Origin of the sequence: Shinella sp. WSD5-1 (assembly GCF_963942435.1) — a bacterium.
GTDB lineage: Bacteria > Pseudomonadota > Alphaproteobacteria > Rhizobiales > Rhizobiaceae > Shinella > Shinella yambaruensis.
The window spans coordinates 4,705,028-4,724,610 of the sequence record NZ_OZ012596.1 but is presented as its reverse complement, the minus strand read 5'-3'; the positions used below and the strand labels follow the sequence as shown (position 1 = coordinate 4,724,610).

Sequence of the window (19,583 nt, the reverse complement as noted above, 5' to 3'; positions counted from 1 at the left end):
GGTCGCAGATGCGGCCTGGTCTGTTCCCGATGCGGTCGATCTGTCGGCTCAGACGGTGCCGCCGACGACGGCATAGGCGGCCGTACCCTGCGCGCAGGCGATCACGACATGGCCGTAGGGATTGCGCCATTCGCTATGGACATGGGTGTTCTTGTCCACGACGAGGCTTGCGCTGATTTGCATGCCGTCCTGCTGGAACGAGACCGGCTCGCCGTTCACCGTCAGCCAGAGCAGTGGTGTCGGGCTTTGCGCCTGTATCGACAGACGCTGGCGTCCCGAACCGTCGGGCGCAATCGAGGCGGTCAGTCGCAGTCCGGCCATGTCCGGCGGTTCCGTTTCCGCGACGCCGGGCAGCTCCGGAAGCTCGGGCGTCCGCGGCGGCGCTTGGCGATAGGCGCCGGTCCTTTCGAAGGCGCAGGCATAGGCGAGCAGCGCCGTGTCGTCGAAAGCCCGGCCGGCGAAGGTCAGCCCCGCCGGCATGCCGATGTCGGCAAGCATTCCCATCGGAACGGTCACCGTCGGAATGCCCAGATGGCGGATCGCCAGGTTGCCGTTGGCCACCCAGGTGCCGTTCCGCCAGGCAAGATCGGCCGAGGCGGGGTTCACGTCGGCATCCGCCGGGCCGATATCGGCAACGGCCGGGAAGATCACCGCGTCGAGTTCCAGCCGGTCCATCCAGGCTTCAAGGTCGATGCGCCGGGTCTCCTCGAGCCCCCGGAGCCCTTCGGCAAGGCCCGGGATATCGTCGAATACGGCGATGGGATGCTCGCGCAGATGGACGGGATAGTCGGCGATGCGATCGTCGAAGCCGTGGTAACGGTCGGGCAGGCTGCCTTCCGGCGCGGGGAAGATGCGCCTGCCGTCGACATCGGCAAGCCGCTGCAGGGCGGGGTCGGCATTGGCCGCCAGAAAATCATCCCAGGCCCAGGCGGACAGGTCCATGATTTCGCGGCGTAGGTAATCCGGGCTGACGAGGCCGCGTGTCGCGATGGTCGGCGCGCCGGGGCGGTCTCCCTCGTAATTGCTGACGACGGGGAAATCCGTCACCACGACCTCGGCCCCGGCCGCTTCGAGCGCCGCCCGCGCGGCAAGGCAGAGCGCGATCATCGAGGCGCGCGTCTCGATGCGCTGGCCGGTCGGGCCGCCGATCCCCACCTTCTCGCCGGTTCCCGCCGCCGGATCGGCATTGATATACATTGCCGGTAGCCCGAACCGTTTGCCCGAAAGGCTCGCCGTTCGGGCGATCCCGACATAGGACCGGGGCCGGATATCGGAGGCTTTCGGGATCGCGACCCAGGTCTGGCGACGCCAGAAATCGCCGCGGTTTTCGGGATCGTCGGCGACGATGACGTCGAGCAGCTCCAGCATGTCCGCCATCGAACGGCTGTGCGGCACCACGACGTCCATGGTCGGCACGAGCGGCCAGTTGCCGCGCACGGAGATGACGCCCCGGCTCGGCGTATAGGCGCAGAGTCCGTTGTTGGCGGCCGGCGCGCGCCCGCTCGACCAGGTTTCCTCGCCAAGCCCGAAGGCCGCGAAACTCGCGGCGGTCGCGGTCCCCGATCCGTTCGAGGAGCCCGAGCCGAAGGCGGCCGTCAGCCAGTCGGCATTGTAGGGGGATTCCGCGCGCCCATAGACGCCGCGCTGCATTCCGCCATTGGCCATCGGTGGCATGTTGGTCAGCCCGATCAGTACGGCGCCCGCGGCCCGCAGGCGGGAAATCGCAAAGGCATCCTCGGTCGCGATCAGATCGGCGAAGGCGGGCGAACCGGAGGCGACGCTCAGCCCCTTCACCTTGTAGCTGTCCTTGGCGGTGTAGGGAATGCCGTCGAGCGGGCCGAGGCTTTCGCCGCGCGCGCGCCTGAGGTCCGAAGCGTGCGCTTCGGCGAACATATCGGGATTGAGCACCGGCACGGCGTTGAGGGCAATGCCGTGCCGGTCGTAACGCGCAATGCGGTTCAGATAGGCCGCGACCAGGCCGACGCTGGTTGCCCGACCGGTTCGAAGCGCTTCGCGCAGTTCACCAATCGACGCTTCGACAATCCTCATCGATGCTCTCCCGCAAGAGTTATGTCTCACCTGACGCAGCGCCGTCAGACTTCGAAGACCTCGTCGAAGGATTCGGGAAACGTCTGGCGGGCGGTTTTTTCATTGATGATGAGGAGCGCCTCGTAGGAGAGCGGATCGAAGTCCTTCCCGGCGGGCAGGACCTCGCGGCCGAAGAGAAGGTTGAGGCGCGCGGCGTCGAGGTTGCCGCGTTCGAATGGTTCCGCACCGAAATGATGCCAGAGGGCGTGGAGGAAGGCGGCGTCGATACGGTGTTCGGCCGTGCCCGGGCGGGCCCGGCGCGGCAGGGCCTTGATCGGCGTCACGCCTCGTGGGTTGGCGCGCCTGATGGTGAACTGGACGCCTGTGCCCGGCATGCCGGACGGGAAGCCGCGATGTTTCATCATGTCGGGTGGGTTCGCCATCCGTCTCTCCTTCTGCGCTTCCCTGTACGTCACAGCGGAGCGTCCAAGTCCCCGCAGATGATGGATTTTAGACCGGTTCCGGCTTTGCGGGCGGCGTTGCCGGGTATGAGGATGTTTCGTTCACCTGCCCGACGGGTGCCGCACAAGCCGTATTAGCTGGTTTTCGGCCGCATATCACGTCGATTTTCAGCGATCTTGTTCCCGCAGGCCGTGCCATGGAAAATGATACCGCCGCCGGCTATTGTCTGGAATCGTGCCGGGACTTTTCCGGCGGCAGCAAGGATTTTCGCATGATCCGGATAGCAATGGCGACAGTGCTCATGGTCCTTCCGATTTCTGAAGCGGCTGTCGCCATGCCACCGACCCCGACTGTAGCGCAGCTTCTGGACATCTGCCTGTCGTCCACGGTTTCGGAAGCAGCGGCGAAGGGAAGCGCGCTCGGATGGGGCCGGATGAGAGATCAGGAAACCGCGGCGTGGCGCACGAGTTTCCTGGCTTACAATGGCGGATCGGTGGACGTGATAGGCTGGCGGCGGGGAGAAAACGAGGGTGCCGGCCTATTGTCTTTCTGGATAGCGAAGGGGGCGAACAGCCACAGGGCATGCTCCTATTCCCTTGCCGGCCCCTCCGCGCTCCTGGACGCCCTGACCGAGCACCTGGGGACTCCCGACACCCTTGATAAATCCGGTTCCGGTGCAACAGCCTATTGGAAGAAGGGGGCGATGGAGGTCTCGTTCTCGCAGTTCGGATCGAGCACCGGCGTCAATATTGCACATAGCGATTAGGTGGCGCCACCCGCTTCCTGCCTGCCCCGCTTCGGATGTCGGGTCCGTTTGAAGAAGGAAGACCCGGGAGCGCCTCGTATCGCTCGACCGGGTCCCTGCGCGAGCGGCGCGGCTTGGGCATCGCATCCGCCGGCGCAGTGTCTCCCGTCAGCGAACCGGCGGGAGAATGGTGTTGCGCTCGCGGCAACGGGCAAGCGCCTCGTGCAGGATGCGCCGGGCACGGTAGGCGTTCAGGGGGACGGGCTGGTTGTGTCGGTGGACCCAGTCCAGCCGCCTGTCGATGTCCTTGATGGCACGGGCAAGACGCTGGGCGGGTGTGGGGTCGTTGGTCAGACGGTGAAGGGTCTGCATGGGCATGAAAGGCACCTCGAATCGGCTCCGTCATGGAGCGGGCTCACGTTTACCCAGCCATTCGCAGGGGCCTACCTACTTTTGATTGTATGCACCATTCGACTCCGCGAAAGGTAAACAATCGGCTACCCGCCGTGCCGGAATAGGCCATGGGCCGGGGTGACGGGCAGGCCGGTTGAATCCGGTCTCCCCGCCAAGCCGTCCCGACGTCGAAGCGAGCCGCGCCAAAAGGCAACGCCTCCCGGGATATGGGAGGTGTAGGCTTTTGGCGCGCCGTTCTGGCGGTTGTATGCGGAATGGCGAACCGGGCTGGCGTGCACGGTCGAAGCCCGTGCAGGTCGGATGACTGAAAGCTCAGATCCGTGCGGCGGTGCCCGGCCCGTCACCCATCCGGCGGCCGCTTTGCGGGTCGAAGAGGTGGAGGCGCGCGGCGTCGGGCAGGATATGGACGGTTTCGCCGGGCCGGATGTGCAGGCGGTCGCGACCGAGATAGGTGAGCTTCTGCCCGGCCATATCGAGCAGCAGCAGGGTTTCAGACCCGGTCTGCTCGACGACCACGACGGTCGCGGCCGTGCCCGCGGGATCGAGCGTCAGGTGCTCCGGTCGGATGCCGAGCACGGTCCGGGCGGTGTCGGCGATCGTCCCCGTCGCGACCGACAGGCCGCAGCCGGCGATGAACCGCCCCTTCTCGACGCGACCCTCGATGAAATTCATCGCCGGTGAGCCGATGAAGCCGGCGACGAACATGTTGGCGGGATGGTCGTAGAGATCGAGCGGCGAGCCCACCTGCTCCACCACGCCGGCCCGCATGACGACGATCTTGTCCGCCATGGTCATCGCCTCGACCTGGTCATGGGTGACATAGACCGTCGTGGTGCCGAGGCGCTGGTGCAGCGCCTTGATCTCCGCGCGCATCTGCACGCGCAGCTTGGCGTCGAGATTGGACAGCGGCTCGTCGAACAGGAAGACGCGCGGATCGCGCACGATGGCGCGGCCCATCGCCACACGCTGGCGTTGCCCGCCCGAAAGCTGGCGCGGCAGGCGGTCGAGCAGGGCGGAGAGGTCAAGGATTTCGGCGGCGGCCGCAACGCGCCTGTCGATCTCCTCCTTCGGCTTGCCGGCGAGCTTCAGCGAGAAGCCCATGTTCTTCGCGACGGTCATGTGCGGATAGAGCGCGTAGTTCTGGAAGACCATCGCGACATCGCGCTGTTTCGGCGGGATGTCGTTGACGACGCGCGCGCCGATGCGAATTTCGCCGCCGGAAATGCCTTCCAGCCCGGCGATCATGCGCAGAAGGGTGGACTTGCCGCAGCCGGACGGGCCGACCAGCGCGACGAATTCGCCGTCCCTGACCTCGACGTCGACGCCGCGCAGCACCTCGACGCTTCCATAGGACTTGCGGGCCTCCCGGATCTGGACTTCAGCCATGGTCGCCTCCCGAGGCCGTGCCGAAGGCAAGGCGCGAGAAGGCTTCCGGCGGCGCGCCGTTCGCCCGCATCAGCCGGGTCATCAGGTCGGCAAGGCGCCGTTCCTCGCCGGGGTCGGCGAGCGGCTTTTCCTGGCCGGGATCGCTTTCAAGATCGTAGAGCCGCGTCTCGGATTCGAGCAGCGCGCCGGGGCCGTAGTTGTTGTACATCGGCGACCGCTCGATCACCGGTACCTTCAGCAGCGTCGCGCCCTTGGTGAAATCGAGCGGCGGCGAGAGTTTGACGGACGCCAGCTCAGCCGGCGTGAACGGCGAGAAGATATGCGTCGGCATCAGCGTATATTGGTAGAGTTCCTGCTGCGACAGATCCTCCGGGAAGCGGTGATAGGTGTAGCGCCCATCGGCGACGTTTACTGCACCGCCGAAATAGCCGAACAAGGCCCCCTCGCGCGGCGACGGACCGGCGGCCGTGGCGCAGAGCGAAACGCCCTCGTTCTCGGCCGGCGGCGCGGCACCGAAGAGATCGAGGAAGGTCGCGGCAAGGTCGATCGACTGGGTGAGGGCCTCCGAGCGGCTTCCGGCGCGTGCCGCGTGGCGCGGGTCGTGCACGAAGAGCGGGATATGCGCCACTTCCTCGTAGAGGTTCATGCGGTTCTTCGCCCAGAAATCGTGCTCGCCGAGCAGGAAGCCGTGGTCGGTGGTGACGACGAGGGCGGTGTCCTTCCACAGGTCATGCCGGTCGAAATAGTCCAGCAATTCGCCGAGCAGGTGGTCGCACATGGCCACCACGGCATAGTAGTTGGCGCGCAGTTCCTCGCATTCCTCGGGCAGCTCGTCGACGCGGCCGTAGCGCGGCCAGTCGCGGATCGGGCCCTGCCAGCCGGTATCGAACTGCGCCTTGAAGCGTTCCGGCGCCGTGAAGGGTTCGTGCGGGTCGAAGGTCTCGATCTGCAAGAGCCAGTTGTCGGCCTCGCGGTTGCGGTCGAGGAAGTCGAAGCCCTCGGCAAAGCAGCGCACGGAGGGGAAGTCCTTCTCTTCTTTGATGAACTCGCGGTTGATGATGTTCTGGCCGAAATAGGAGCGGCGCTGGTCGCTGAACTGGCGAGTATGGTATTTCTCGCGCAGGCGCTCCCAGTGCGGCTGCACCATGGCCTTCCAGCGGTCGCCCTCCTGGCCGCGCACGAATTCATAGGAATCGTAGCGGTTGTGATAGGTCGCCCCGCCGTCCTCCCAATAGTGGAAATGGTCGGTCACCAGGTGGCTGTAGGTGCCGCGCTCCCGGTGCAGGATCTCCGGGAAGGCATTGTCGAAGGGCTCCAGCGGGCCCCAGCTGCGGTGCAGGAAGGTGAGGCGGCCGGTCAGCATGTCGCGCCTTGCCGGCATGCAGGGCAGGCTGCCGACATAGTGCTTGTCGAAGGTCACGCTGCGGGCGGCGAGCCGGTCGAAGTTCGGCGTCGGGATGCGCGTTCCGCCGTAGGGCCCGAGCAGGTGCCGGTTGAGGGAATCGAAAAGAACAAAAACCGCCTTCATGCTATTTCACCGCTCCTTGCGTGAGCCCCTTGACGATGTAGCGCTGCGCGACGAGCAGCACGAGGATGGCCGGGACCATTGCCAGCGCGGCGCTGGCGGCCATCTGGGTGTACTGGATCTCGAAATCCTGGGCGAACTTGGCGATGGCGACGGGCACGGTGGCCGTCTGCTTCATCGTCAGCGTCAGGGCGACGGCGAATTCGTTCCAGGAGAAGATGAAGGTGAGGATCGAGGTGGCGGCAAGGCCCGGCGTGATCAGCGGCAGGATGACATGCCACAGGATATGCGGCGTATCCGCCCCGTCCATGATCGCCGCCTCCTCCAGCTCCTTCGGCACGTCGCGCACGAAGACTGCCATCAGCCAGATCGCCATCGGCAGGTTGAGCGTCGCATGGGCGAGGATCAGGCCGGTGAAGGTGTTTTCCAGCCCCACCGCCCGCGCCATGGTGAACCAGGCGCTCGCCAGCGCCACCGGCGGGATCATGTGGAAGATCATCGTCCAGGCGAGGAAGAGATGCACGGTCCAGGCGGGCCAGCGCATCCGGTTGAGCGAGAAGGCGGCAAGCGTCGCGATGACGACGCACAGCACGGTGCTGACGATGCCGACGATGATCGAGTTGCGGTAGTTGAGCAGGAAGTCGGAGGTCTTCGACCAGAGCACCTCGGCGAAATTGCTGCCGATGGGCGTGAAGAGTACGTCGCCCATCAGAAGCGAGATCTGCGTGCGGAAGCCGGCCGCGACGGTCCAGGCGATCGGCGCGAGAACGAGCGCGGCGCCGACCGCCAGCGCGACATGGACCGGAAGGACGGAACCCGTGCGCCGGCTCATGAGGCGGCTCCCGTGCGGCGGCGCGCCGAAAGCGCGAGGACGAGGAGCAGCGAGACGAGGAAGATGACGGTGACCGACATGGCCGAGCCGTAGCCCGCCTTGTCCTCGGTGAAGAAGCGCTGGTAGAGCGTGAAGCTGATCACCTCGGTCGAGGTGCCGGGGCCGCCGCTGGTGAGGAGATAGACCTCGTCGAAGACCTTGAAGGCGAGCACGAGGCGGAAGGCGAAGGTGACGATGATCGTCGGGATCATCAGCGGCAGCGTGACGTAGACGAGCTCCTGCCAGGCGCCGGCGCCGTCCATCCGGGCGGCCTCGAAGACATCCTGCGGCAGGGATTCGAGACCCGCGAGGAACAGGAGGAAGCAGAACGGCGTCCAATGCCAGATATCGACGGCGATGACGGAGAGGAGGGCGGTTTCGGGACTGCCCAGCCAGTCGTGCGGCAGGATGCCGACAAGGCCGAGGGCCTTGTTGACGAGGCCGAAGTCGAAATTGAGCATCAGCTTCCAGATGGCGCCGATGACGATGCCGGGGATGAGGATGGGCAGGATGAAGATCGCCCGGTAGAGCACGCGGCCGCGCACAATCTTGGTGCAGAGCAGCGCCATGGCGAAGCCGAGGACCATCTGGCCGGCGACGGCGCCGAAGGCGAAGATGAGCGTGTTGGAGATACCGGCGCCGAAAAGGCTGTCGGAGAATAGCGCCTGGTAATGGGTGAGGCCCACCCAGGTGCGCACCTGCTGCCCGTCCGCCCAGGTGATGTTCTGGAAGCTGGTGAGAAACAGGTTGGCGATGGGCAGGACGCTGAGGGCGAGCATCATGGCGAGGGCCGGACCGAAGGTCAGCCAGCGCCAGAGACGCTGGCCGCGGTCTTCGGAGACCTTTGCCGGCCGCCGCGGGGACGATAGGGTCTGTGCTTGCGCGGCGGCCATGGTCCGGTCCTTACTTCAGCGGATCGAGCTTGCTGGTCTTGTAGGAATGGCCGGCCATGATCTTTTCGATCTCGTCGGACATGCCGTTCAGCGCGTCGACGGTCGTGATCTCGCCGGCGACGGCCCGGTTGAGCCCGAGCTCCAGCACCGAGATAACCTCGCTCGCTTCCGGGAACTGGTAGATGTTCACCGCATGCGGCAGGGCCTCGGCAAGCGGCTTCATCCAGCGGTAGCGGCGCTCGTCGGCGATCGGTTCCTTGTAGACCGCCGCGTTGACGGGGATGCCGCCGGCCTTGGCCGTTTCGAGCTGCGCGGCCTTCGTCTGGAACCAGCGCAGGAACTCCACGGCGGCCCGCTTGCGGTCGTCGGGCACGTTCCTGGAAATGCCGGCCAGCCAGTGGCCGAGGCCGGGCGAGGTGGTCAAGCCCTCCACGGAGGGCGTCGGCGCCCATTCGACCTTGTCGACGATGGCCGATTTGTTCGGATCGTCCATCTGCGACCAGGCGGCGATGACCATCATGATATGCGCCGTATGGCCGGTCACCATGGCCTGGATGACCTCGGCCTGGTCGGAGGCCGCCGTCTTCGGGTGGCCGGCTTCCTTTGCGAGGCGCACATAGTAGTCGAGCGCTTCGCGACCCTGGTCGGAGTTCAGCGTGACGGAGTAGTCGCCCGTCGACTGGTCCTTGAAGATGCCGCCGCCGAAGCCGTAGAGATAGGGATAGAAGTCGTAGGCGACGGTGTGCGGCCCGCGCGCGCCGCGCTGCACGATGCCGTACATGCCCGGCGGGTTGTGGAACTTCTTGGCGTTGGCTTCGAGTTCCGCGAAGGTCTTCGGTGCCGAAAGGCCCGCCTCCTGGTAGAGGTCGCCGCGATAGTAGAGCATCGGGATCAGCGGCGAGACCGGCATCGACATGAGCTTGCCGGCCTTGGTCATCGTCTTGTTGGCGGCATCGTAGTAGATCGTGTCGCCGAGCGTGTAGATTTCCGGGTCGAGCTGGAAGCCGGGGTCGATGTCGGTGATGGCCTCGACGAAGCCGCCGGCATACATTTCCGCGAACCAGCCGGAGTTCATGATCAGGATGTCGTACTGGCCCGCGCTCGCTCGCACGGAGTTGCGCTGCTTTTCGAGCGAGCCGGCGAAGGGGTTGACGTCAAGTTCCACCTTGTTGCCGGTCTCGGCCTCGTAGGCCTCCACCGTCCTGCGGAAGCTTTCGAACCAGGGTGACTGGTTGATCACGATGGTGATCGGTGCGACGCTGGCGGCGTAAAGCGGCCGGAATGCGCCGGGAACGAGGCTGGCGGTGGCCGCCATGCCCATGCCCTTGAGGACGTTGCGTCTTGGAATGCGGGTCGTAAAGGTCATCGATGAGTCTCCCATTGCCTCATGATTGTTCACTGCTTGGTCTCGGCATCCAAGAAAACGGGTGCTCGCCGCGGTCTTGATGCCGCATTCGCTTTGCCGCCATTCTCCTATTCGCAGAAAATCGGGCTTGCCCAGTTCCACTGGCCATTGGCTTGGCGCATGCGGGCATAGATCCAGTCGCCCTTGCGCAGCGGCTCGATGGCGAGCCGGCCGCGCCACTGCCATTGATGCGGGCGCGGCAGCGGATGCAGGCGGAAGGCGGGGCTGTCGATCGGGCCGAGATTGCCCGAAAGCGCGCCCTCGAGCAGCCGTTCGGCGCTCGCCTCGAAGGTCTGGCCGTCGAGCACCAGCCGGATATTCGCATCCGGCGTGATGCGGATGCGGGCGGCGATCGCCTGCATGGCGGCAGTGGTGTTGTTGGGGTTGGCGATGGAGCGGATCGTGAAGTCGATGCGGTTGCCGGAAAGGCGGATGTCGTTCTCGTCCTTCGCGTCGCCGCCGCCCTCCAGCGGCGAGACCACTTCGGAACCGCGCAGGCGCGGCTCGACGGAGAGGATGTCGCCGCCGGAAAGCGCCAGCGAGCCCTGCCAGTCGTGGAATTTTCCGCGCGCGCCCCAGCCGAGCTCCAGTACGAGCAGCGTTTCCATGCTGCCGTCGGCAGTGTCGACCGGGCTTCTTTGCAGGTCCGATGTCACCCGGCCGACCACGTCGCCGTTGCGGATGAGGTCGATATAGTCGATGGCACCGCCCGCGACCGCTTCAAGCTCCAGCATGTCATGTCCGCCGGCGGCCACGCTGCCGCCCTGCACGGCATCGCCGATCGCGAAGAAGAGGTGGCTCGCATCGCCGGTAAGCGCATTGGTGCGGCGCCGGTGGATACCCTCCCAGAGCGCTGCGCGGGAATTTTCCGGCGCATAGACGGCCGAGCGGCCGTGGCCGTAGGAGCCGGGATAGCCGCTGTGATGGTCGGTATTGCCGAGAAAGCCGAAGCGGATGCCGCGGTTGAGGCCGTGGCGGGCGGTGGACCGGCCGTCGCTCGGGCCCATGGAATGCAGGAACGGCCGGTCCATGACCGACGTCTCGGAACAGCCGTGCATGGAGACGATCTCCATCACCGGCGAGAGGTCTTCCACGACCGTATCCCAATTCACCCCCCGCGCGCCGAGGCGGTAGCCGATATGGTGCGGGAAGGCGAAGACGCCGTCGCCATAGGCGGCGCGCAGCCTGGCATGCAGGTCCGCCGGCGTATCGGCCTTGATCACCGCCTGGCGGGCGATGTCGCGATAGACGATCGTATAGTCGCCATGGGCGAAGGAATGGATCTCATAGCCCGGGAAGACGGTGAAGACGCCCGGTTCGTCCGCCGCCGCCAGCATATCGAAATGGGCGTCCCACAGCTTTTCGAGCCTGGCGAAGCCCTTGACGTGGAAATCGACGATGTGGGCGACGCGCGGGTCGTCGACCGGCATGTCGGGCCAATAGGCATGCCCGGTGACGGAGACGAAATCCAGCTGGCGCTGCGCCCGGCGCAGCGCCTGTTCGAGGCTGCCATGGCCATAGGAAATGTCGCAGTGGTTGTGGATGTCGCCGTAATAGGGCCGGACGCCAAAGCGTGCGGCAAGGGGCTGTAGCCGTTCCGGCAGACGCTCACCCAACATACTGCACCCCTCCCGTTGCGAATGGCCGGGAAGCGCCATGCCCCGGGCGAACTCGCCTGATACAATATGTATTGTACCGTAGCAGATGCATCCCTCGATGCAAGCGTGTTTTTTGGGAAGAGGTGCGTGCCGTCGTCCGGCCGGCGCATGTCCTTCAGCGGGACGGCGCGCCGGTGCTGTCGCGGAACTCGGCGAGGCAATCGAGATAGACGATCTGCGGCGCCTCGCGCGGCGCCGCGATGCGCTTGTGGATGACCTCGATCAGGCTCCTGGCAGCGGCCAGATACGAGCTGCCGGCCATGCTCATGAAGCCGAAATGCTCGGTCGGAACGTCGTGGTGGCCGAGCACGACGAGGCTGAGGTCCTGCGGGCAGGCAATGCCCATTTCGGTGAGGCACTGCCGGATGCCGAGGCTATCGGAAATGCCGAGCGTCGCCATCGCCGTGAAGGGAAGCCGTCCGTGCCGGTCGACCAATGCGCCGAGCGCCGTCTTCAGGGCGTCACCGACCCGCTGGGTGGGATGCAGCACGCCGCCGAGCGCGATGCTTTCGGTGTGTTCCCAGCCTGCCTTGTGGCGGCGGCCGAGCCGGTCGAAGGCGCGCCGGACTGAGAGGATCGGCTGGGCCATCGAATCCAGCGAAACCAGCGCGATCGAGCGGTGTCCCAGCTCCGAAAGATGCTCCAGCGCGAGGTCCAGCGCCTCTTCCCAGTCGGTGCCGACCCGGTCAATATCGACGCCCGCGACGGAATTGCCGTCGACGACGAGGGCGCGCGTCTTGCCCTGGAGGAGATGGAGCAGCCGGATCGGGATGTTCTCGTAATGGGATTGCAGGATCGCCGCGTCGAAATCCGGAACCGATGTCAGGATATCCAAAAGGTGGCCGGTATTGTGGTAGGAGATCTGCACCACCTTGCTGCCCGTGCGCGACAGGTGCCCGACGATGTGATTCTGCACCAGCATGCAGCGTTCGTTGAGGCTGGCATTCGACAGGATCAGCAGGCTGTCGAGGTGCCTTGCGGTGTCCGTCCCACCGTTTACGGCGGCATCGCCGTCCTTGACGACATAGGTCCCGCGGCCGACCTGCGAAGTGAGGAGCCCTTCCTCGCGCAGGCGCGTCAGCGCCTCCTGCACGGTCGCCTGGCTGACCTGGTGGCTGCGCATCAGCTCGCGCACCGTCGGCAGCCGCGCACCGTCGTCGAGCCGGGCAATCTGGTCCCGCAGGGATGCGAGGACCGTATGGGAGGAGGCTGCGCGCAAAGGTCTGCCCCGATCGTCGATTCGTGTCTGCTTCTTGTTGCTTCTAACCGGATACATTTTGAATCCCGCCCCGGCAATCCCGCCTCGTCGGCCGATTGGCCGGGGAGATGGGCCCCATGTTCGCACCTGATTGTATTATAGCGAATACAAATTGCACTTTACAATTTGATTTTCACGTATACGCTTGATCCCGGAATGGCAAAAGCCATCCACCGCAGCGATCGGAAGGGGAGTCCGTCGTGTCGCAGAGCCCTGTCATGGAACGACGCAGCCCGGATGCCGGCGCGGGAGGCCACGGGCCTGCCGAAACGGCCTTCATCCGCATCGACGGTGCGCGCAAGGTGTTCACGCAGCGCAGCGGCGGTGCCGTGCCGGTGCTCGACAATGTCGATCTCGCCATTGCGGAGAACGAATTCGTCTCGTTCATCGGCCGCAGCGGCTGCGGCAAGACGACCCTTCTCAACATGATCGCCGGGCTGGAGGACGTCTCGGCCGGCCGCATCGCCATTGCCGGCAAGGTCGTCACCGGGCCGGGACAGGGGCAGGGCGTCGTCTTCCAGCAGCATGCGCTGTTTCCCTGGCTGACGGCGGTGGACAACGTCGCCTTCGGCTTCCGCAAGTCGGGCCTTGCCAAGGCCGAGCGCCGCCGGCGCGCCCTGGATCTCCTGGCGCTCGTCGGCCTGGAAGCTGCGGCGGGGCGCTATCCGCGCGAAATGTCCGGCGGCATGCAGCAGCGCGTCTCCATTGCCCGCGCGCTGGCGCTCGATCCGCAGATCCTCCTGATGGACGAACCCTTCGGTGCGCTCGACGAATTGACGCGCATCGAATTGCAGCAGGAGCTGCTGCGCATCTGGGAGGCGCGCCGCAAGACGATCGTCTTCGTCACCCATTCGATCAGCGAGGCCCTGATGCTGTCGGACCGGATCGTGCTCTTGGCACCTGATCCCGGCCGCATCAAGCGCATCTTCCCGGTCGATCTGCCGCGCCCGCGCCTGCGCACCGATCCGGGCTTCAATGCGCTCTACCAGGCCATCTGGAACGAGCTTTCGACATGACGCGCAAACTCGTTCAGGCGCTTCCGCCGCTAGCCGCCTTCACCGTGCTTCTCCTCCTCTGGGAGGCGGGAGTGCGCTACGGCTTTCTCAAGCCCTATCAGTTCCCGCCCGTCAGCCGCATCGCGCGCGGCTTCGTCGAACTGTCGACGACGGGTTTTCCAACGGGTGTGTCGATCTGGTCGCATGCGCTGACCACCATCCTGCGTGTCCTCCAAGGCTACGGTGCGGCGCTGGCGCTGGCGATCCCGCTCGGCCTCGTCATCGGCGCGCTGCCGGTGGTGGACAAGCTGACCGCGCCGCTCATCGTCTTCTGCCGCTCGGTCGCCACGCTCAGCCTCCTGCCGCTCGTCATCGTCTGGTTCGGCGCGGGCGAGCTGACCAAGGTCTTCCTCATCGGCTACGGCTGCTTCTGGGTCATGCTGTCCAATGTGATCGCCGGCGTGCGCTATGTCGATCCGACGTTCGTCAGGGCCGCGCGCACCTTCGGCCTGAAGGGGCTGGAGCTCTATCGCAGCGTCGTGCTGCCGGCCGCCCTGCCGCGCATCTTCGCCGGCGCGCGCATGGCGCTCGGCGTCGGCTTCATGGTCATCGTCGGCGCCGAGATGATCGGCACGATCGAGGGGCTGGGCGCGCTCATCATGGAGGCGCGCACCTTCTATCGCAGCGAGATCACCATCATCGGCATGCTGGTCATCGGCCTCATCGGCTTCACCATCTCCGCCGGCCTGATGGCGCTGGAGCGCGCCATGCTGCCCTGGGCGGGCGATCTCGACCGGGTGCGCCGATGAAACCGCTTTCCCGCCTTTCCGCCGCCAGCGACCTGACCCTTGGCCTCATCGGCGCGATCCTCGCCGTCGCCGCCTGGGAAATCAGCGCCCGCACCGGGCTGGTCGATCCGGCGATCTTCCCGAGCCCGTCGCTCGCCATCCGCGCGGCGGCCGAGCGCCTGACGGCCGAGACCGTCGCGGACAACCTGTTCTGGAGCCTGCTGCGCGTCTTTTCCGGTTTCCTGCTCGGCGCGCTGGCGGGCGCGGCGGTCGGCATCGCGGCGGGCTGGTATCGCGGTTTCGGGGCCATCGCACGGCCGCTGATCGAGCTTCTGCGGCCGATCCCGCCGCTCGCCTGGATCCCGCTTGCGATCATCTGGTTCGGCCTCGGCGAGCCGTCGAAATTCTTCATCATCTTCCTCGGCGCCTTCTTTCCCGTCGTCACGGCGGCCTATCAGGGCATGCGCAGCATCGATCCGATGCTGCTGAAGGCGGCGCAGACCTTCGGGCTCAGCGGCGTGCCGCTGCTCCTGCGCGTCGCCGTGCCGGCCGCCGCGCCCGATCTTGCGACGGGCGTGCGCATCGGCTGGGGGCTGAGCTTCGGCGTGCTGGTCGCCGCCGAGCTGATCGCGGCCGACCGGGGGCTCGGCTACATGATCATCAACGAGCGCAACACCGGCGGTTCCGTCGGCGTCATCGTCGTCGGCATCCTGCTCATCGGCGCGCTCAACCTCATCACCGACGCGGCCATCGGCGCCGCGATCAAACGCTGGATCGGGCGCTGGCACGGCGCCTGAGAGATAACAAGAGGGAGAACCACATGCGCATCGTCCTGAAATCCCTGATATCCGCCGCCATGGCCGGCATGCTGCTTGCGGCCGGCCCGTCCGCCGCCGCCGAGGTGGAGACCGACACGCTGTCCATCAGTATCGGCCCGGACCTGCCGTTCCTCGTCCATATCGTCGCCAAGGAGAAGGGCTGGTTCGACGAGGCCGGCTTCAAGAATGTCGAGTTCAGGACCTTCGCCTCCGGCAATCTCGCCGGCGAGGCGCTTCTTGCCGACGAGATCCAGCTCTGGACGCCCGGCAACCTGCCGCCGGTCTCGATGGCGCATAACGGCGTGCCTGTGGTGATCCTCGGCACGAATGCCGTCAGCCACGGGCTGGAGAAGATCGTGGTGCGCCAGGATGCCGGTGTCGAGGCCCCGGAAGACCTCACCAAGGTGAAGCTCGGCCTCTTGGTCTCCTCCACCTCCGGCGCCCTGCTCGCCAATGTCGCGAAACACTACGGCCTCGACGCCACGAAGCTCCAGACGGTGAACCTTGCGCCGCCGGAGGCGATGGCCGCCATGGCCAACAACGAGATCCAGGGCATCGTCTTCTGGGAGCCCTTCCCCTATCGCGCGGTGCAGGAGCAGGGCGCCAAGATCGTGCACACGGGCACGAAGAGCTTCTTCGCCAAGAACAATGGCGAGGATGTCGCCGTCTCCAACAACCGCACGGTCTGGGTCGCCTCGCAGGACTGGGTGCGCGCCCATCCCGTGGCGACGGAGGCGCTGGTGAAGGTGCTCGCCAAGGCGCAGGCCTATGTGACCGACCCGGCCAAAAAGGACGAGGTGCTGAAGATCTTCTCCGACTTCCAGAAGCAGCCGGTGGAGATGAACGCCGCGCTCCTCGGCGACTACACTTTCACGCCGGATGTCGACCAGTCCTATGTCGAGGACATGGCGGCCATCGTCGATTACCTCAAGGCGACGAACCGCATTCCGGGCGAGGCGAAGGACGTGCTCACCTATACCTATACAGCCCCGCTGAAGGCGGTGAATGCCGCGGCCGTGTCGGTCGAGGGCCAGTGGGCGCCCTGATGCCCTGAAGAAACCGGGCGCCTGCCGCGGCGGGCGCCCCCTTGCCATCAAAGCGGATTGATCACCATGTCCCGTTCGGCTGCCGACCGGATCGCCGTTGCCGTCATCGGCGCTGGCTTCATCGCCGACTACCATATCAACGGCCTTCGCGCCGCCGGCGGGGCGGATGTCGCCGCGCTGGTCGGCCGGCGGGCGGAGGCGACGCGGGCGCGGGCCGCGGCGCTCGGCATCGGCCGGGCCGAGACCGACTATCGCCGCGTGCTCGACGACAGCGCCATCGACGCCGTGGTCATCGCGACGCCCGACGATACGCATGAGCGCATCGCCATCGACGCGCTGGAGGCGGGAAAGTCCGTTTTGCTGCAAAAGCCAATGGCGTTGGACAGCGCCCAGTGCCGCGCCATCCTCGCCGCGGATGAACGGGCGGGGCGGCGCCTCACCGTCAGTTTCATGCACCGCTATTTCCCGGAGGTGCGCTGGCTGCGCAATCAGATCGCGGCCGGCGCGCTCGGGGCGATCCATTCGGCGCGCCTTCGCAACGCGACGCCCGGGGCGGACTGGAACGACTGGTTCTTCAAGCCCGGCAACGTTTCGGGCGGCGTCGTCATGCAGCTCGGCGTGCACGGCATCGATCTCGTGCAGCACCTCCTCGGCCCGATTGAAACCGTCGCCGCCGACATGACGACGGCCAAGCCGGAGCGCCGCCTTGCCGATGGGCGAACGGTGCGGACGGAGCTGGAGGACAATGTGCTCGCCACCTACCGGCTGGCCGGCGGCGCGCGGGTGAGCCACGAGATGAGCTATACCGAGCTTGCCGGATGCGACCGGTTCCGCCTGGAACTCTATGCGGAGCGCGGCACGGTCTGGCTGCGCACGGAGCGCGGCGCGGCGGCCATCCACGCGCCGTCCGTCACGGGTGCGGCGGGCTGGGTGACGCCCGACCTCCCGGAGGAGCCGCTCGGCGCGGCCCATCATCGCCACTGGCTGTCCGTCGTGCGCGGCGAAGCGCCGGCCGACGATACGGCCGCTGCCGGGCTGCGCTCGGTCGAGGTGGCGGAAACGCTTTATGCAGCAGCGCGGTCCGGCACGCGGATGCCGGTCGGCGGGCAAGGGGAGAAGGCCGGATGCGCCTGAAGATCGCGATACTCGGCGTCGAGCACTACCACGCCAATTTCTGGACCCGCGCCTTTCTGGAGCGGCCCGAGGTGCAGGTCGTCGGCGTCTGGGATGCGTCCGGGGCCGCGGCGGCGGATTTTGCCGCCCGCCATGGCCTCGATGTGGCGCCCGACCTCTCGGGCCTCATCCGCAAGAGCCACGCGGTCGCCATCTGCTCGGCGACGAGCGACCATCTGGCGCTGGTGGAGGCGGCGGCTGCCGCCGGCCGGCCGGTGCTCTGCGAAAAGCCGCTCGGCATCGACCGCGCCCAGTGCGGTGCCATCGCCGATGTGGTGGCGCGCACGGGCATCCGCTTCATGCAGAGCTTCCCGAAGCGTTTCGACCCCGCCAACCACGAGATCGCGCGCCTCCTTCAGGAAAAGGCGCTCGGCCGCGTGACGCTGTGCCGTGTGCGGCATGGCCACAGCCACGGCCTGACGGAGGCCTTCCGCTCCGCCTGGTTCGTCGATCCGGCGCGCTCGGGCGGCGGCACGCTGCTCGACGAGGGCGTGCACGCCGCCGATTTCCTGCGCTGGATGTTCGGCGAGCCGGAAACCGCCTATGCCACGCTCTCCTCCACGCTCGGCCTGCCGGTGGAGGACACGGCGGTCGCCACTTTCCGCTATGCGGACGGCATGATCGCCGAGGTGACGACAAGCTGGTGCTTTGCCGGCGCGGACACGTCGATAGAGATCTACGGGACGGAGGGTTCGCTCCTGCTTTCCGGCGTGGACATCGCCTCGCGTCCGGCGCGCGAGACGGATTTTTTGCGCGTCTTCCGGCGCGGCGAGGAGGGGGGATGGTCCGCCCTGCCGGTCGTGCCCGCGTTCAAGACGGGGGTGTTTCACGAACATGTCGCCTGGGCCTTCGTCGATGCGCTGAAGAACGGCGGCCCGATGCCGGTCACGATCGAGGATGGCCGCAGGGCGTTCGCGATGATCGATGCAGCCTATCGGGCCGCCGCCGCCGGTGCCGCCCAGCCGATCGCGCGATAGGCGGATTTCCATGCTTGCACTGGCCTGCGATATCGGTGGAACCAATACCCGCCTCGGCCTTGTCCGCGACGGTATCCTGCTCTCCGGGAGCACGGGCAGCTATTCCAATGACGATTTCGAGGATTTCTATGCCGTGGCCGCGACGTTCCTACACGAGCGCGGCACGCAGCGCGTCGACAGCGTCTGCATCGCCCTTGCGGCCGTGGCGACGGCCGAAGGCGCCACGCTGACGAACCGGGACTGGACCATCGCCCGCGACCGCGTGGCGGCGGCCTCCGGTGCGGGCAGGGTCGATTTCATCAACGATTTCGAGGCGCTCGGCTATGCGATGGGGCAGGTGGAAAAGCTCAAGACGCAACGCCTGACGCCGGGCAGGGCGCATGGCCGGCCGGGGCCGCGGCTGGTGCTCGGCGCGGGCACGGGCTTCAACGCCTCGGCCTGGTGTCCCTCCCGCTTCGGCGGGGCGCCCCATGTCGTGGCGGCGGAATGCGGGCACATGACGCTGCCGCTCGCCGGCGAGGCGGAATTCTCGTTGCAGGGCGCGCTTTCGGTAGGGCGCGGACGGGCGTCGGTGGAGCGCGCCCTGTCGGGCCGCGGCCTCTTCGAGATCTATCAATGGCAATGCGCCGAGGCCGGCCGGGTGCCCAGCGTTGCGACGGCTGCGGACGTGTCGCGCCTTGCGGTCACGCGGGCGGACAGGGATTGCGAGCAGGCCGGGCACATGTTCATGCGCCTGCTCGGGCGGGTGTGCGGCGATCTGGCGCTCGCCTATCTGCCCTTTTCCGGCGTCTACCTTTCCGGCGGTGTCTCGCGCGCCTTTGCGCGTTCCCTCTCCAAGGACCCCACGTTCCTCGACGCCTTCCGCGCCAAGGGCCGCCAGGCGGATTTCATGGAAAGCTTTCCCGTCCACCTGCTTCTCGATGATCGCACGGCGCTTCAGGGATGCGCGGAATGGTTGCGCCTTTCGGCAGCTTGATGCCCGCGATGTCGGGCAGTGTCCGTTAGCAAGGGCTTTCATATTGCTCGGCAATCGTCGTTCCGGCCGCTCCCGCAGGAGTGGCGCCGCTGTTTTCTGCTGTATGGCCCCGAAGGGGGATTGTCTTTGCCGTCGATATCGTGATTGAATTTTAGGAATGGCATT

18 protein-coding genes are annotated in these 19,583 nt (G+C 66.5%); 8 read left to right on the top strand and 10 right to left on the bottom strand.

Annotated features, from left to right (window positions below; genetic code table 11):
- Nucleotides 1-48: 48 nt before the first annotated feature.
- A complete protein-coding gene (locus tag AABQ55_RS23175; protein ID WP_272806761.1) occupies nt 49-2,049 on the bottom strand; it encodes an amidase in 2,001 nt (666 codons plus the stop codon).
- A 44-nt stretch (nt 2,050-2,093) separates the two neighbouring features.
- Nucleotides 2,094-2,471: a hypothetical protein gene (locus AABQ55_RS23170; protein WP_272806760.1), complete on the bottom strand. Its 378-nt coding sequence runs from the start codon at nt 2,469-2,471 to the stop codon at nt 2,094-2,096.
- Between the two features lie 215 nt (nt 2,472-2,686).
- Between AABQ55_RS23170 and AABQ55_RS23165 the strand changes: the two genes are divergently transcribed.
- Nucleotides 2,687-3,256, top strand: a complete 570-nt coding sequence (locus AABQ55_RS23165) for a hypothetical protein (RefSeq protein WP_272806759.1) — start codon at nt 2,687-2,689, stop codon at nt 3,254-3,256.
- A gap of 147 nt (nt 3,257-3,403) precedes the next feature.
- Here the strand turns inward: AABQ55_RS23165 and AABQ55_RS23160 are convergent, their stop codons facing one another.
- The 8 genes from AABQ55_RS23160 to AABQ55_RS23125 form a co-directional block, all read right to left on the bottom strand.
- Nucleotides 3,404-3,607, bottom strand: a complete 204-nt coding sequence (locus AABQ55_RS23160; RefSeq protein ID WP_272806758.1) for a hypothetical protein — start codon at nt 3,605-3,607, stop codon at nt 3,404-3,406.
- Nucleotides 3,608-3,961: 354 nt separating this feature from the next.
- Nucleotides 3,962-5,035 carry an ABC transporter ATP-binding protein gene (locus tag AABQ55_RS23155; RefSeq protein ID WP_272806757.1) on the bottom strand — a complete coding sequence of 358 codons (1,074 nt, stop codon included), beginning with the start codon at nt 5,033-5,035 and terminating at the stop codon, nt 3,962-3,964.
- Nucleotides 5,028-6,563 (bottom strand): sulfatase, encoded by a 1,536-nt coding sequence (locus tag AABQ55_RS23150; RefSeq protein ID WP_272806756.1) that lies wholly within the window; start codon nt 6,561-6,563, stop codon nt 5,028-5,030. Before AABQ55_RS23150 ends, AABQ55_RS23155 begins: the two co-directional genes overlap by 8 nt.
- 1 nt (nt 6,564) lies before the next feature.
- Nucleotides 6,565-7,392, bottom strand: a complete 828-nt coding sequence (locus AABQ55_RS23145; protein ID WP_272806755.1) for a carbohydrate ABC transporter permease — start codon at nt 7,390-7,392, stop codon at nt 6,565-6,567.
- Nucleotides 7,389-8,324, bottom strand: coding sequence for a carbohydrate ABC transporter permease (locus AABQ55_RS23140; RefSeq protein WP_272806754.1), 936 nt, complete (start codon nt 8,322-8,324; stop codon nt 7,389-7,391). Before AABQ55_RS23140 ends, AABQ55_RS23145 begins: the two co-directional genes overlap by 4 nt.
- 10 nt (nt 8,325-8,334) lie before the next feature.
- A complete protein-coding gene (locus AABQ55_RS23135) occupies nt 8,335-9,690 on the bottom strand; it encodes an extracellular solute-binding protein (RefSeq protein ID WP_272806753.1) in 1,356 nt (451 codons plus the stop codon).
- Between the two features lie 107 nt (nt 9,691-9,797).
- Entirely contained in the window at nt 9,798-11,348 is a 1,551-nt protein-coding gene (locus AABQ55_RS23130; protein ID WP_272806752.1) for a hypothetical protein, read from the bottom strand.
- 154 nt (nt 11,349-11,502) lie between these two features.
- Nucleotides 11,503-12,606 (bottom strand): GntR family transcriptional regulator, encoded by a 1,104-nt coding sequence (locus AABQ55_RS23125; protein ID WP_272806751.1) that lies wholly within the window; start codon nt 12,604-12,606, stop codon nt 11,503-11,505.
- 257 nt (nt 12,607-12,863) lie between these two features.
- Here AABQ55_RS23125 and AABQ55_RS23120 point away from each other — a divergent pair, with 257 nt between their 5' ends.
- From AABQ55_RS23120 to AABQ55_RS23090, 7 genes are all read left to right on the top strand, one after another.
- Complete coding sequence (locus AABQ55_RS23120; protein ID WP_272806750.1) at nt 12,864-13,661, top strand: ABC transporter ATP-binding protein; 798 nt, start codon at nt 12,864-12,866, stop codon at nt 13,659-13,661.
- The gene (locus tag AABQ55_RS23115; protein WP_272806749.1) at nt 13,658-14,449 is read left to right on the top strand and encodes an ABC transporter permease; all 792 of its coding nucleotides are present in this window, start codon (nt 13,658-13,660) and stop codon (nt 14,447-14,449) included. Before AABQ55_RS23120 ends, AABQ55_RS23115 begins: the two co-directional genes overlap by 4 nt.
- Nucleotides 14,446-15,225 carry an ABC transporter permease gene (locus AABQ55_RS23110; RefSeq protein WP_244769778.1) on the top strand — a complete coding sequence of 260 codons (780 nt, stop codon included), beginning with the start codon at nt 14,446-14,448 and terminating at the stop codon, nt 15,223-15,225. Before AABQ55_RS23115 ends, AABQ55_RS23110 begins: the two co-directional genes overlap by 4 nt.
- A gap of 23 nt (nt 15,226-15,248) precedes the next feature.
- Nucleotides 15,249-16,292: an ABC transporter substrate-binding protein gene (locus tag AABQ55_RS23105; protein WP_272806748.1), complete on the top strand. Its 1,044-nt coding sequence runs from the start codon at nt 15,249-15,251 to the stop codon at nt 16,290-16,292.
- A gap of 66 nt (nt 16,293-16,358) precedes the next feature.
- The gene (locus AABQ55_RS23100) at nt 16,359-17,426 is read left to right on the top strand and encodes a Gfo/Idh/MocA family protein (RefSeq protein ID WP_272806747.1); all 1,068 of its coding nucleotides are present in this window, start codon (nt 16,359-16,361) and stop codon (nt 17,424-17,426) included.
- On the top strand, nt 17,417-18,442 hold the full coding sequence (locus AABQ55_RS23095) for a Gfo/Idh/MocA family protein (protein WP_272806746.1): 1,026 nt from the start codon (nt 17,417-17,419) through the stop codon (nt 18,440-18,442). Before AABQ55_RS23100 ends, AABQ55_RS23095 begins: the two co-directional genes overlap by 10 nt.
- 10 nt (nt 18,443-18,452) lie before the next feature.
- Nucleotides 18,453-19,418: a glucokinase gene (locus tag AABQ55_RS23090; RefSeq protein WP_272806745.1), complete on the top strand. Its 966-nt coding sequence runs from the start codon at nt 18,453-18,455 to the stop codon at nt 19,416-19,418.
- Nucleotides 19,419-19,583: the final 165 nt, after the last annotated feature.